Source organism: Paenibacillus sp. JT31N11, assembly GCF_056269285.1.
Window position 1 is genome coordinate 288,514 of record NZ_JBWDNQ010000001.1, and the last position, 14,397, is coordinate 302,910.

Consider the following 14,397-nt stretch of genomic DNA (forward strand, 5'->3'; position numbering starts at 1 on the left):
TTCACAACCGGAGCAGCGGCCTTCAGGCCGTTACTCAAGTTTCGGTTTGCAAACATAATGGAGGTAAGTAGCCATGTCTGAAAAACAAATGACGACAGAGATGCCGACGACGTATGATCCGAAGGCCTCGGAAGCCAAGTGGTACGAATATTGGATGCAGGGAAAATATTTTGAAGCCGGCAAGCGTCCTGATGCTCCGACGTATACCATTGTTATCCCGCCGCCCAATGTAACGGGGATGCTGCATATCGGGCATGCACTTGATTTTACGCTTCAGGACATTATGATCCGCACGAAACGGATGCAGGGCTTTGACGCGCTCTGGCTGCCGGGCAGCGACCATGCCGGGATTGCGACACAAACCAAAGTGGAGCAGAAGCTGCGCGAGGATGGTGTATCCCGATACGATCTCGGGCGCGAGAAATTTTTGGAGAAGGTCTGGGAGTGGAAGGAATTATACGCACAGACCATTCATGAGCAGTGGGGCAAAATGGGATTTTCGCTGGATTATTCGCGCGAACGCTTTACGCTTGATGAAGGACTTTCACGAGCTGTGCGCGAGGTATTCGTAAGACTGTATGAAAAGAAGCTGATCTACCGCGGCAAAAAGATCATTAACTGGGATCCCGCCGCGCGTACAGCGCTTTCGGATATTGAGGTTGAATATAAAGAAGTGAACGGGCATCTCTACCATTTGCAATATCCGCTGAAGGATAAGGGCGGCTTCCTGACCGTTGCTACAACCCGTCCGGAGACGATGCTTGGCGATACCGCTGTTGCTGTTCATCCCGAGGATGACCGCTACAAGCATTTGATTGGGCAGGTGATCGTTCTGCCGATTATCGGCAGGGAAATCCCGATTATCGCTGATGAATATGTAGAGAAGGATTTCGGTTCCGGCGCGGTCAAAATAACGCCTGCCCATGATCCGAATGACTTTGAGGTCGGCCTGCGCCACGAGCTCCCGCAAATTGTTGTCATGGATGAGAGCGGCGTGATGAACGACGAGGCAGGCCCCTACAAGGGAATGGACCGTGCGGAATGCCGCAAGCGCATTGTGGCTGATCTTCAGGCGCAAGGCGTCTGCATTAAAATTGAGGATCATGTCCATCAGGTAGGGCACAGCGAGCGCAGCGGCGCCGTTATCGAGCCTTATTTGTCCACGCAATGGTTCGTATCGATGAAACCCCTTGCACAGGCGGCGATTGAGGCTCAGCGTGCGGGCAGCGGTGTCCGTTTTGTTCCTGACCGGTTTGAGAAAATTTATCTGCAGTGGATCGAAAATGTCCGTGACTGGTGCATATCCCGCCAATTGTGGTGGGGGCACCGCATACCGGCGTGGTATTGTGAGGATTGCGGAGAACTGCTTGTTGCAAGAGAAGATATTAAAGTTTGCGACAAATGCGGTGGCTCCTCGCTGAGGCAGGATGAGGATGTGCTGGACACCTGGTTCAGCTCGGCATTATGGCCGTTCTCGACGCTTGGCTGGCCGGAGCAGACTGAGGATCTTAAGCGTTTCTATCCAACCGACGTACTGGTGACCGGTTATGATATTATTTATTTCTGGGTCGCCCGCATGATCTTTACCGCCCTGGAATTCACGGACCAGAAACCGTTCAAGGATGTTTTGATGCATGGGCTTGTTCGCGATGAGAATGGCAGCAAGATGTCCAAATCCAAGGGCAACGGCGTCGATCCGCTTGAAGTGATCGAGAAATACGGCGCTGACGCGATGCGCTTCATGATCTCGACAAGCAGTACGCCTGGCCAGGATTTGCGTTTTCGCTGGGAGAGAGTGGAACAGGCGCGTAATTTCGCGAACAAGATCTGGAACGCGTCCCGTTTTGCGCTGATGAATCTGGAAGGGGTAACGGCTTCAGATATCGATATCAGCGGGAAGCTCGGAACAGCAGAGCGCTGGATTCTGCACCGGTTAAATGAAACCTCACGCGATGTTACACGTCTTATAGATAGCTATGAGTTCGGTGAAACCGGCAGATTGCTGACGAATTTCATCTGGGACGACTTATGCGATTGGTACATTGAGTTTGCGAAGCTGAACCTGTACGGCAGCGATCCGGAAGCGAAGCGGGCCACGCAGTCCGTTCTTGCATATGTGCTTGACCGGACGCAGCGGCTGATTCACCCGTTCATGCCTTTCATCAGTGAAGAAATATGGCAGCATCTGCCCCATGAAGGCGAGACGATCACGCTGGCTGCCTGGCCGGCATATGATTCGGCGCTGGAAGCGCCTGATGCCGTTCGCGAGATGGAGCTTCTGATGGAGATTATCCGATCGGTCCGCAATATTCGCGCAGAGGTCAATGTGCCAATGAGCAAGAAAGTCGAGCTGCTCATCAAGCCATCCGGTGAAGCGGAAGCGGGCATTCTCAGCCGCAACGAAGAATTCGTCAGCCGTTTCTGCGGGACATCCTTGCTTGAAATCAGTCTTTCCCAGGAGGCGCCGGATAAAGCAATGACGGCGGTTATTACCGGAGCGGAGCTGTATTTGCCGCTGGCCGGGCTGATTGATATCGACCAGGAGATTGTACGTTTGGAGAAGGAAATTCAGAATTTGACCGGCGAAGTTGAAAGGGTCGAGAAGAAACTGGGCAATGAAGGCTTCGTAGCCAAAGCGCCTGCCAAGGTCATTGATGAAGAACGGGCCAAAATGGCCGATTATGCGGATAAACGGGAAAAAGTGAAAGCAAGACTCGCGGAGCTGCGCGGATAGCGATCGTTAACGCTGCTATAGCAGCCTGCGAGCAATTGCTTAGGTTAATATGAGGAAGAAGGAAAAACTTTTATGACAGATCAGCTTCTTAAGTCCGCTGACGGCGGGCTTGCAACTTATCAGGAAGCACGGGATTGGATAGAAGGATTAGTTGCGTTCGGCATTCGGCCGGGAATGGAACGCATCGAGCTGTTGATGGAACGCTTCGGCCATCCAGAGCGCCGCTTGAAGTTTATTCATGTTGCCGGTACGAACGGCAAGGGCTCCGTCTGTGCTTACCTTACCAGCGTGCTGATTCACTCCGGTTATGATGTGGGGACCTACACGTCTCCTTTCATCACCAAATTCACCAACCGGTTTCAATATAACGGTGTCGATATCCCGGAGGAAACGCTGCTGATGCTGTCCAATAGGCTTAAGCCGCATGTCGAGGAGATTGCGGAATCGGAGCTTGGATCGCCCTCAATGTTCGAGGTTTCAACGGCATTGGCTATACTGTATTATGCGACTGTGGCTTATCCGGATTTCGTGGTTTGGGAGACGGGGCTTGGGGGAAGGCTTGATGTAACGAATATTGTCAATCCCATCGTCTCTATCATCACGAATGTGGGACATGATCATATGGATATTCTGGGTGATACGATTGAAGATGTCGCCCGGGAGAAAGCAGGGATTATCAAGCCCGGAGTTCCAGTAATAAGCGCCGTCAGTCAGCCGGAGGTCATCGAAATCATCGCTTCCAGGGCCAAGGCTGCAAACAGCACCTTGTATCTGCTCGGTGAGAAATTCAGTGAAACCACACTCAATGTGAAGGAAGACGAGCAGCATTTTCGTTTCAACGGGTTGTTCCGCTCCATTGACGATTTGACGATTACGTTGAATGGTGCGCATCAACGCGCCAACGCTGCGGTAGCTGTCATGGCGCTGGAGGTTATGCGTCAATACTATGCGCTTGTTATGGATGATGAAGATCTCCGGCAGGGATTGCGCAAGGCAGCCTGGCCCGGACGGCTGGAGATGCTGCTCCAATCTCCCCGACTTCTGGTTGACGGCGCGCACAATCCCGAGGGCGCAGAAACGCTCGCGGACGCACTCCGCAATACGTATACGTATAACCGTCTTCATCTTATGATCGGGATGCTGGCGAACAAGAATCATCCTGACACAATACGGCATATACTACCTCTAGTGGATACGCTCGTGGTAACTGAGCCTGATTTTCGCAAGGCGATGTCGGCCGAAGCATTGGCAGATATCGTTCGGGAGATGAGGGAGAAAATCGGCCGCCCTTTCGAGCTCATCGTGGAACCGAATTGGAAGCAGGCGCTCGCGCGGCTTCAGAAGTTGACCGGTGAAGCCGATTTGGCGGTTGTAACCGGAACGCTCTATTTGATTGCAGACGTCCGCTCTCAATTGCTCTACAATATGGATTCTGAAAAAGGTTGGTGAACCGTCTTTGAATACGGCAGAACACGTTCATTTCATCGGTATCGGCGGTTATGGTATGAGCGCTATCGCTCGGGTCATGCTGGAAATGGGGTACAAGGTGTCAGGTTCCGACGTCGCAGGGCAGGAACTCACCGAGAAGCTTGCGGCTAATGGAGCGCATATCTATATTGGCCATGAGCGGGAGCATGTGAGAGGCGCGGACCTTGTTGTTTACTCTACCGCTTTGTCCCGCGACAATGTGGAGCGCAAAGAAGCAGAGGATTTGAACATTCCGATCCTGCATCGCGCACAAATGCTGGCGAGACTGATGAATAACGGCAAAGGCGTCGCAGTTGCGGGCGCTCATGGCAAAACGACGACTTCATCGATGATCGCACTTGTTATGGAAACATGCGGACTTGATCCCACCTATATTATCGGGGGAGAGATCATTAATGTAGGCACCAATGCAAAAGCCGGAAAGGGAGAGTTTGTAGTGGCGGAGGCCGATGAGAGCGACGGCTCCTTCCTGCAATATCATCCTGCGATTGCTATTGTGACCAACGTTGAGCCTGACCATTTGGAGAACTACGACGGCGATTTCACCAAGCTGAAGGCCGCTTATGTGCAGTTCTTAAGCCAGGTTAAGGAAGACGGGAAAGCGATTATTTGCATTGACGATGAAAACCTCCTGGATATGCTGCCGAATCTGGAAGCCGGTCCGCTTGGCGGATCCGGGATCATCACATATGCGATCGAAAGAGACGACGCCGTATACACAGCAGCGAATATTGAACTCGGCGACCGTAAAGCCTCCTTCGAGTTGACGAAGCATGGCAATAAGCTGGGCAGCATCAACCTGTCCGTTCCGGGGCGGCATAATGTCTACAACGCGATGGCAACTATCATTACTTGTCTGGAGGCAGGCGTGCCTTTCGACGCAATAGCCGCGGCTATCGTCGATTTTCGCGGAGCCAAACGCCGTTTTCAGGTTCTCGGCGAAGTTAATGACATTCTCGTTATTGATGATTACGCCCATCATCCCACTGAGATCCAGGCGACCATCAGTGCGGCAAAATCAACTGGAAAGCGAATTATCGCCGTATTCCAGCCGCAGCGCTACACGAGGACCTTCTTTCTGTTCGAGCAATTCAGCAGGGCTTTCCTGGAGGCGGATGAGGTCATTATTACAGACATCTACTCTCCTGCCGGCGAATTGCAGATCGAAGGCGTTCATTCTAAAAAATTGGTCGAGCTCATCGTCAAAAACAGCAATGCGAACACCGCCTATCTGCCAACTAAAGAAGAGGTGCTTGCCGAGCTGTCCGAAAGAGTGTCACCAGGTGACCTTGTCATTACTATGGGTGCCGGAGACATTTGGAAGGTTGCCGATGGACTCGCAAGACTGCTTCGATCAAGGCATCCCTAAGTCCTCTGTGGGACGACAAGTGCCTCTTGGCCCTCTGGACATCCGATTCAATTTCGGATGCTGCCAGAGGGCTATTTTTATTTGGGGATGCCCCCTAAATCCCCCAGAGGGGGACCCCAAAGGGTTCCGGCCCTCTGGATACCCGGTGGGGTAACGTTGGCGGGGCGGCGAAGCGGATTAGCTGCTGCGAGGTGGCCTCGTTTTTCGTCCCTGACGGGACCCACTCCTACTTTTACTGCTGATGGCCCCCTAAGTCCCCCGGAGGGGGACCCCAAAGGGTCCCGGCCCTCTGGACACCCGGGTGGGATAACGTTGGCGGAGCGGCGAAGCGGATTAGCTGCTGCGAGGTGGCCTCGTTTTTCGTCCCTGACGGGACCCACTCCTGCTTTTACTGCTGATGGCCCCCTAAATCCCCCAGAGGGGGACCCCAAAGGGTTCCGGCCCTCTGGACACCCGGTGGGGTAACGTTGGCGGGGCGGCGAAGCGGGTTAGCTGCTGCGAGGTGGCCTCGTTTTTCGTCCCTGACGGGACCCACTCCTACTTTTACTGCTGATGGCCCCCTAAGTCCCCCGGAGGGGGACCCCAAAGGGTCCCGACCCTCTGGACACCCGGGTGGGATAACGTTGGCGGAGCGGCGAAGCGGATTAGCTGCTGCGAGGTGGCCTCGTTTTTCGTCCCTGACGGGACCCACTCCTACTTCTTCTGCGCTTGGGGCACCAGATGTCCCTTCGGGACTGGAATAACGTTTGAGAATCACAGACTCATTTACTCCATTTACGATTACATTCTTCCAATCTTATTTTAATCCCCGATTTAAGAATTCGAGATAATTACAATTCAATTATACCAAGGTAAATTCCTCATCAATATGAACCAAATCTTATCAGGGGCGAAGTCCATCAGCGGCTTGGGAACGCATCATGGAAGTGTGTCCCGGGGAGGGGCGAAAACGATCCCTGCTTGCTGTAACATAAGAGCGTCCCTGCAGCTGCGTTCGTTATTCAGGGACGAAAGTCCACAGGCGACTCGGGAGCGCTACATGGAAGTGTGTCCCGAGAGGGACGAAAACGATCATAGCAGTCAGCGGCATACTAGCGATTCTCTATAACGCCCCCGTTAGTCAATTCCGGGTGTCCAGAGGGTCGGAAGACCCTTGGGGTCCCTCCTCAGGAGGGATTTAGGGAGGGGCACTTGTCATAAGTCTCTTAATCTCTTCATACACTATTACTAGAGAAGAGGGAGAAGGAACACAAAGACATTGCTGAGAAGAGGGACAGGATTCACAAAGATATTTGCCTAAGTACCACAGGAAGCGTACTAGAGAATGCGGACAAGGAGAGAGTGATATGAATTCAAAAGCACGCATTACGTACCGTTTTGACAAGCAAAACGGAGCTCGTGAGCAGCGAATGCCGGATCCGGATTTGCAGGAACGCCCGAACAAGTCCAATGTCGTGCCGATTTTTCAGGAAGAACTTCAATTTTCATCCGATAAGGGAACATGGAACAGCCCGTTCCAAAATGATGCGCATGCGTTGGAGCAGTTGATTCGCGAGACGGATCGTCAAACGGTCAAGGGAGCATCTCAGCCTTCAGCCACGCCTCAGGACTCCAGGAATACAGTAAAACCTGCCGAGCCCGCCCATGCTGACCCGCCACAAACAGTGAAACCTTTAGAAGCGAAGCTTTCGTCCTGGGAGGATGCCTATATGGCATCAACTCCCGTCTATGACGCTCACGATAGTCTGTATCATATGCCGGCAGCGGAGGAGCCGTTCAACGGGAGACCGAAAACAATTCAAGAGCATCAGCCTGAAATTGATCTTGCGGATCTGGACGAGCACGAAAGGAATCCTTCAGGTTCACAGGGCAACCTCAGCTCGTTCAAGACGGCTGCAAATTACCGCCATGGCCGGAATCCATCCTGGTACAAGGTATTTGCATCCGTGACCGGAGCGGTTGTGACCGGAGGATTGTTCGGTTATTTTATATTGGCCCTTTTTGCGGGAGGTCCGCCGTCGACGGAGGATCCTGGGGCCGGAGCGACTGTGCCGACTGTTGAGGTTGGTGCGGGCGCGAACGCCGCAGATAATAAGGACAGTCAAGTCGCGGCGGTTAATTCAAATGGGAGCAGCAGCGCTTCTGGAAATCAGAGCGGGGCAGCGGCTGGATCATCCAATATCAATGTCGATATACCTGAAAGTTCCTATTACATGCTGCAGTATGGAGTTTTCAGCAATCAAGAAGGATTGGATGCGGCAGTTCAGGAGCTGACGGCAAAAGGGTTGGCGGCTGCCTCTTATGCGGATGGTGAAGACTATCGGGTTTATGTGGGTATGGCTGCGGATCGAAACGAGGCGCTTGCGCTTGGCCAAACGTTAACCGGAATGGAAGTTTATATCAAACAAATCGATGTACCCGCACTCTCCTCCATACCCTATACCGGGAAGCCTGCAGAAATTGAAAGTTTTTTCAAACAAACGGGCGAGCTTATTCGTCAAATGGATGAGAGCACATTAGAAAAGCTTAATGATGCCTCCACGGGTGAGGCGAGCAGTTGGAGCGAGCTTCATCAGCAGTGGGTAAAATCAGCTTCGCTTGTAGAGAAGGGTGTGACAGATGCACAGCAAAAAACAGCGCTGCTCAAGGTTATTCAGCAGGTGAACGCGGCCTCCGCTGCAGCTGGCGAATATGCAAAGAAGCCTTCTGATGCGCATCTGTGGTCAATGCAAAACGCGCTCATGGAAGCGGTGTTTGCCCAAAAAGCCTGGTTTGCTGCTATCGATGGATTGTAAAGCGTTTCGCTGGAGCGTATAATAGAGCAAACGTGTCAAAAAATGGCGAGGGACGATGGAAGATGAAGAAAAATGGATGGATTCTGCTGTTATTCATCTTAATCGGTTTACTGGCGGGCACTTTGGTGGCGCGCTGGCTTACTCCCGTCTCTGGACTATCGTTTCTAACCAAAACCTCCGAAGTTAAGTGGTCGCCAGCTGCAGATTTACTTGTGCTGAGCTACGATTTCACAATCCGCTTAAAGGTAAGCCTGCTCAGTATCATCGGGCTTGTTGCAGCCGTCTGGCTGTACCGCAAAATGTGACAACGCATCAGTAATTAATAGGAGTGCTACTCAAATGGATGCATCCCTTCCTACAAAACAAGTTCGCCAGCTCGTGCTGGCTTCATCATCTCCACGCCGGCGGGATTTGGTCGCATCGCTCGACCTGTCCTTGCCGGTTCTCATTTTGTCGACCGATGCGGATGAACAAACACCTCCGGATTGGTCGCCATCCCGTATTGTTGAGCAGCTCGCACTACGCAAAGCAAGAGCGGCTGTTCCCATGCTCGGCGGCCATGACGCGGACCGGTCTCTTATTATTGGAGCGGATACGATAGTCGTAGTGGACGGAGACGTTCTGGGGAAACCTGTCGATGAGCAGGACGCGCTCAGGATGCTGACCAGACTTCAGGGACGGGAACACCATGTTTACACAGGTGTCGCCTGCCTGGAGACTTCCTCAGGGAGGGAGCTTGTCCGTTACCGGATGACCAGGGTTGCCATGAAACCGCTTGATCAGGACCGGATGAAGCGTTATGTGGCGACCGGAGAACCACTGGATAAAGCGGGAAGCTACGCCATACAAGGTCTAGGCGCGACGCTGGTAGACAGGTTGGACGGCTGCTATTTCAATGTCGTGGGCTTGCCGTTATCCCTGCTGTCCGAAATGCTGTCTGCTTTTGGCGTAGAAGTCATTTGATTCAAGCATGATTTGTCAATTCATCCAAGAAGGCAGGAACAGGACATGGAGGCGCAGCAATATGTGCTGAGGGATGTCCCTAACGAAGACCGACCAAGAGAACGCCTGATGACAGTTGGGGCCGAAGCATTAAGTCATGCCGAATTACTGGCTATTTTGTTACGAACGGGAACCAAGAGTGAATCTGCTGTGTTGCTCGCTTCGCGTATTCTGAAAGAATGCGGCAGCTTGTATGGCCTGGTTGACATGAGCATTGATGAACTCACGGCCATTCGCGGTATTGGACCGGCCAAGGCCGTTCAGCTGCGTGCAGGCATTGAACTGGGCAGGCGCCTTGCGCGCAGCCAGCAGAATGAGACTCTGACGATTCGCAAGCCCTCCGATGCGGCTAATTTCATGATGGAGGAACTCCGGTATTTGAAAAAGGAGCACTTCGTCTGTTTATTTTTGAATACCAAAAACCATGTCATCCATCGCGAGACCCTCTCTGTTGGAACCTTGAATGCGTCGCTTGTGCACCCGCGTGAAGTCTTTCGGGCGGCCATTAAGTGCAGCAGCGCATCTATAATATGTTTACATAACCATCCAAGCGGCGACCCTACGCCGAGCCCTGAGGACATTACTTTGACACGCAGACTGGTGGAGGCGGGCGAACTGGTCGGCATCGATGTGCTTGACCATTTGGTAATAGGTGACAATCGGTTTATCAGTTTGAAGGAGCAAGGTTGTATGTAATATAATATGAGGGATTGCCTTAAGAAGAGAAAGGAAGATTATCATGTTTGGTGGTACAAAGGATTTAGGGATTGACCTGGGAACGGCAAATACGCTTGTATATGTAAAAGGAAAAGGTATTGTCGTAAGAGAACCCTCAGTTGTAGCTCTTCGTACGGATACAAAAACCATTGAAGCTGTTGGCGAGCAAGCCAAAAAAATGATCGGCCGCACACCGGGCAACATCCGGGCGATCCGTCCGATGAAAGACGGCGTTATCGCTGACTTTGAAACAACAGCTACAATGATTAAATATTTTATTCGCCAGGCTCAGAAGCAGCGTTCTTTTTTTCCGCGCCATCCGAATGTCATGGTTTGCGTGCCATCTGGCATTACAGCAGTGGAACAGCGGGCTGTCAAGGAAGCAACGGAGCAGGCGGGAGCCAAGGAAGCTTTCACAATTGAAGAACCTTTCGCAGCGGCTATCGGGGCCGATCTTCCGGTATGGGAGCCTACTGGCAGCATGGTCGTCGATATTGGCGGCGGTACGACCGAAGTGGCGGTTATTTCCCTTGGAGGTATTGTAACAAGCCGTTCGATCCGGATTGCCGGCGATGAAATGGATGAAGCAGTTATCCAATATATCAAGCGCATGTATAACCTCATGATCGGGGAACGGACAGCGGAACAGCTCAAGATGGAGATCGGTTCGGCTCTGCCGATGGACAAGCCCGAAACCATAGAAATTCGCGGCCGCGACCTTGTGTCCGGACTGCCCAAAACATTGCCGATTTCCTCCGGCGAAATCACGGAAGCGCTTATGGATACCGTGAATTCGATCGTTGAAGCGGTTAAAGTTACCTTGGAGAAGTGTCCGCCGGAGCTGTCCTCCGATATTATGGATCGTGGAATTGTACTGACCGGGGGAGGAGCGCTGCTGCGCAACCTCGATAAATTGTTGGCCCGTGAAACAGGGATGCCTGTTATTGTTGCGGAGAATCCGCTTGATTGCGTTGCAATAGGAACTGGACGTGCGCTTGATAATATTGATTTATTCAAAACGCGGGGCGGCCCGGTTTCTCGTTCCAAACGATAAAGTCCGGATGGGGAAAACGGATGAGTGGAATGGACGGGTGATAATAATTGTTTAATTGGATGCGCAATCGACGCATGTTTGTTCTGATGATCATATTTATTATTTTTGTAGCCGTTATGGGCTTTTCGATCGGTGAGCGCAAGAAGCTCACCTGGCCGGAAAATTTTATCCTCGATTCCAGCGCATTTGTACAGGAATGGTTTTACAGGCCCGCAGGCTATATCGCGGGCTTGTTTGAAGATTTATCCAAGCTGCATGACGTATACAAGGAAAATGAAATTCTCCGCGGAATTGCGGCAAATTATGCCAGGGACAGCATTAATTTTAACCAGATTAAAAAAGATAATGAGCGGTTGACTGAGGCATTGGGATTTACACAACGGCAAAAGGAACTGTATAAAAATTATCAATATTTGATTGCACAAGTTGTTTCCGCAAGTAATGATCCTTATGACAAGACCATTCGTATTGATCTGGGGTCTAAGGACGGGATTAAAACAAATATGGTTGTCGTCACAACCAAAGGTCTCGTCGGTTTGGTAAGCCGGGTTGATCCATTTTATTCCTCAGTGATGCCGATAACGGATTTGGATGCGAATTCACTCGATGCCAGTACGAAGCAAATTCCCGTCACGGCACTGAACAAAGAGGACTCCTTTGGCATGATTGAAAGTTACGGCAAGGATACGGGCAAGCTGACGATGAGCAAAATTCCCGAGAACGATCCTATTGCCAAAGGTGATACAATTATTACTTCCGGGCTTGCCAATGTGTTCCCGAGAGGTTTGATTGTGGGCACCGTGGATTCCGTTCAGGTAGGGGATTTTGGTCTGACACAGACAGCAACGATTACGCCTGCAGCGGATTTTAATCATTTGACGGAAGTATTCGTGGTGAAAATTCCGGATACCGGAGCAGAAACGCAATGAGCATACAACGGATTATCCTTGTGATGCTGCTTTTCTTTATTTCGGAGGGGACGATTTTTTACTGGATTCTGCCGGATGGTCTAGTGGGGCGGGTAGTTCCTCATTTCACACTGGCTTTAGTGCTTTTTGCAGCGATGTACCGGGGCCGCCATTCCGCAGTTATTCTTGGCTTGTCCTTTGGATTGCTGCAGGATCTGGCTTTTTATGGCCGAATTATTGGAGTTGAGTCCTTTACGTTCGGGCTTGTGGGATACTTGTCTGGTCTGCTGCTGGAAAATAAAAGAAGTACCCTTCTGATGGCCTTATCCATCATCGGTTTGTTTACTTTTATAAATGATACGGTTGTCCATTTTATTTACCGCGTCTTCAGACTAACCAGCCTGTCCTATGAATGGGCGATTTTTGATCACATTCTGCCGAGTCTTTTTCTTCAGCTGTTATTTTCCCTGCTCATGTACGTGCCTGCAAGGCGGTGGTTCGAGGGCAGCCTGAAAAAGAATAAAGAAGATGACGATGAAAAATAAACCCAGGCAGGAATCGGGAGGTCCGAAAAAGAATCGTAATAAGTAGAGAAGGAGGGACGAGCGTGACCGATAAGCAGCATATTACGATCAAAGGCGTTAAAGAAGGATTGGTTTTTCTTCTTGACGACCATTGCGAATTTTCCGTGCTACTTCAAGAACTGCAGTACAAATTGGAAAAGTCGCATCAACAGCTGCTGACCGGTCCGATCGTTCATGTTCATGTGAAGCTGGGTGCCCGCCTGGCGAACGAGGAGGAGAAGGATCAAATAAGGTCCGTTATCCGCCAGCAAGGCAATCTTATCGTGCAGTCGGTTGAAAGTGATATGCCGGAAGCACCCAGGATTGATGAGGGCAACAATATACGCGTCATGACCGGCATTATCCGCTCCGGGCAAACCGTGGAGCATCATGGCGATTTGCTGCTGATGGGAGATCTGAATCCCGGAGGTTCGCTGCTGTGCACAGGGGATATTTATGTGCTTGGCGCTCTTCGCGGACTCGCCCATGCTGGAACCGGCGGCAAAACGGATGCTATTATTGCAGCTTCTCTGCTCAGACCTACTCAGCTTCGTATCAATGAAGTGATCAGCCGGCCGCCGGATGAGTGGATGACAGGTGATGCAACGATGGAATTCGCTTATTTGAATGAGGGCGCCATGAAGATTGACAAGATGTCGCAGCTGCATCGTTTACGCAATCATTCATTTGTTTTTAAGGTATAGGTTTATTGGATTTATTCATGAAGCGAAGAACAATCTTGTTATACCGCCAGGCTTTTAAAAGTCCCAATACTATCCAGGTTTTGGGTCTTAGCGGAGTATATGCTCTGGTACAACGTTACTTAGACTGCCAATTGGAGCCTGGCTTATCGGTTTGAGGCTTCGATGGTTGCAGCGGGGGAGTGTTAAGCTTGGGAGAAGCGATAGTGGTTACATCAGGGAAAGGCGGAGTCGGAAAAACAACGACCTCGGCCAATTTAGGGACGGCGCTGGCTTTATTGGGCAAAAAAGTTTGCATGGTGGATACCGACATCGGTCTGCGTAATCTGGATGTGGTGATGGGGCTTGAGAACCGGATCATTTATGATTTGATCGATGTTTCCGAAGGCCGCTGCCGATTGAATCAGGCGCTCGTTAAGGACAAACGTTTCGATGAACTCTATATGCTGCCGGCTGCTCAGACCAAGGACAAGAACGATATCACACCCGAGCAGGTAAAAGATATTGTATTGGAGCTGAAGAAGGAGTTCGAGTATGTCGTGATTGATTGTCCTGCAGGGATCGAGCAGGGATTCCGCAATGCCATTTCGGGCGCTGACCGCGCGATTATCATCACCACGCCGGAGAATGCCGCTGTCCGGGATGCGGACAGGGTGATTGGACTTCTTGAACAAAACAAGGTCCCCTCCAAACTGATCATTAACCGGATCCGCGCCAATATGGTGCGGTCGGGTGAAATGCTGGATATCGATGAAATCTGCCAGGTGCTCGCAATCGACTTGCTGGGGATCGTTCCGGACGACGAGAACGTAATCCGATCGGCCAATGCGGGTGAACCTACCGTCATGGATCCTTCCTCGCGTGCTGCTATTGCCTATCGCAATATCGCCCGCCGGATGTTAGGCGACATGGTGCCGCTAATGCCGCTTGAGGAAAAGTCGGGAGTCATAAAGCGTTTCCGCAAGTTTCTTGGAATAGGTTGATTGCAAGTGATTGAGCAATCTCTAACCGTTGAACCGGAGTGAATTGTTCATCCCCCTGGCTCTCTTGGAAGCCGTTCAGCAAA

12 protein-coding genes are annotated in these 14,397 nt (G+C 51.3%); all 12 read left to right on the plus strand.

The window, feature by feature from the left end; all coding sequences use genetic code 11:
• The first annotated feature begins 73 nt into the window (after positions 1-73).
• The 12 genes from AC0YNV_RS01340 to minD all read left to right on the plus strand — a co-directional run bounded on the left by AC0YNV_RS01340 (position 74) and on the right by minD (position 14,314).
• The gene (locus AC0YNV_RS01340) at positions 74-2,734 is read left to right on the plus strand and encodes a valine--tRNA ligase (protein ID WP_475765214.1); all 2,661 of its coding nucleotides are present in this window, start codon (positions 74-76) and stop codon (positions 2,732-2,734) included.
• A gap of 72 nt (positions 2,735-2,806) precedes the next feature.
• Positions 2,807-4,183 (plus strand): bifunctional folylpolyglutamate synthase/dihydrofolate synthase, encoded by a 1,377-nt coding sequence (locus AC0YNV_RS01345; RefSeq protein WP_475765215.1) that lies wholly within the window; start codon positions 2,807-2,809, stop codon positions 4,181-4,183.
• Positions 4,184-4,190: 7 nt separating this feature from the next.
• Positions 4,191-5,591 (plus strand): UDP-N-acetylmuramate--L-alanine ligase, encoded by a 1,401-nt coding sequence (gene murC / locus AC0YNV_RS01350; RefSeq protein ID WP_475765217.1) that lies wholly within the window; start codon positions 4,191-4,193, stop codon positions 5,589-5,591.
• Between the two features lie 1,346 nt (positions 5,592-6,937).
• Positions 6,938-8,386 (plus strand): SPOR domain-containing protein, encoded by a 1,449-nt coding sequence (locus tag AC0YNV_RS01355; RefSeq protein ID WP_475765219.1) that lies wholly within the window; start codon positions 6,938-6,940, stop codon positions 8,384-8,386.
• A gap of 62 nt (positions 8,387-8,448) precedes the next feature.
• On the plus strand, positions 8,449-8,691 hold the full coding sequence (locus tag AC0YNV_RS01360) for a DUF4321 domain-containing protein (protein ID WP_210045646.1): 243 nt from the start codon (positions 8,449-8,451) through the stop codon (positions 8,689-8,691).
• 34 nt (positions 8,692-8,725) lie between these two features.
• On the plus strand, positions 8,726-9,349 hold the full coding sequence (locus tag AC0YNV_RS01365; RefSeq protein ID WP_210045647.1) for a Maf family protein: 624 nt from the start codon (positions 8,726-8,728) through the stop codon (positions 9,347-9,349).
• 45 nt (positions 9,350-9,394) lie between these two features.
• Positions 9,395-10,084 (plus strand): RadC family protein, encoded by a 690-nt coding sequence (radC, locus tag AC0YNV_RS01370; RefSeq protein WP_210045648.1) that lies wholly within the window; start codon positions 9,395-9,397, stop codon positions 10,082-10,084.
• A 43-nt stretch (positions 10,085-10,127) separates the two neighbouring features.
• The gene (locus tag AC0YNV_RS01375) at positions 10,128-11,159 is read left to right on the plus strand and encodes a rod shape-determining protein (protein ID WP_210045649.1); all 1,032 of its coding nucleotides are present in this window, start codon (positions 10,128-10,130) and stop codon (positions 11,157-11,159) included.
• Positions 11,160-11,206: 47 nt separating this feature from the next.
• Positions 11,207-12,088, plus strand: coding sequence for a rod shape-determining protein MreC (gene mreC, locus AC0YNV_RS01380; RefSeq protein ID WP_475765222.1), 882 nt, complete (start codon positions 11,207-11,209; stop codon positions 12,086-12,088).
• Positions 12,085-12,612: a rod shape-determining protein MreD gene (mreD, locus tag AC0YNV_RS01385; RefSeq protein ID WP_475765224.1), complete on the plus strand. Its 528-nt coding sequence runs from the start codon at positions 12,085-12,087 to the stop codon at positions 12,610-12,612. Before mreC ends, mreD begins: the two co-directional genes overlap by 4 nt.
• Before the next feature lie 62 nt (positions 12,613-12,674).
• On the plus strand, positions 12,675-13,334 hold the full coding sequence (locus AC0YNV_RS01390) for a septum site-determining protein MinC (RefSeq protein WP_475765225.1): 660 nt from the start codon (positions 12,675-12,677) through the stop codon (positions 13,332-13,334).
• Between the two features lie 188 nt (positions 13,335-13,522).
• Positions 13,523-14,314 carry a septum site-determining protein MinD gene (minD, locus tag AC0YNV_RS01395; RefSeq protein ID WP_210045652.1) on the plus strand — a complete coding sequence of 264 codons (792 nt, stop codon included), beginning with the start codon at positions 13,523-13,525 and terminating at the stop codon, positions 14,312-14,314.
• The last annotated feature ends 83 nt before the right edge of the window (positions 14,315-14,397 follow it).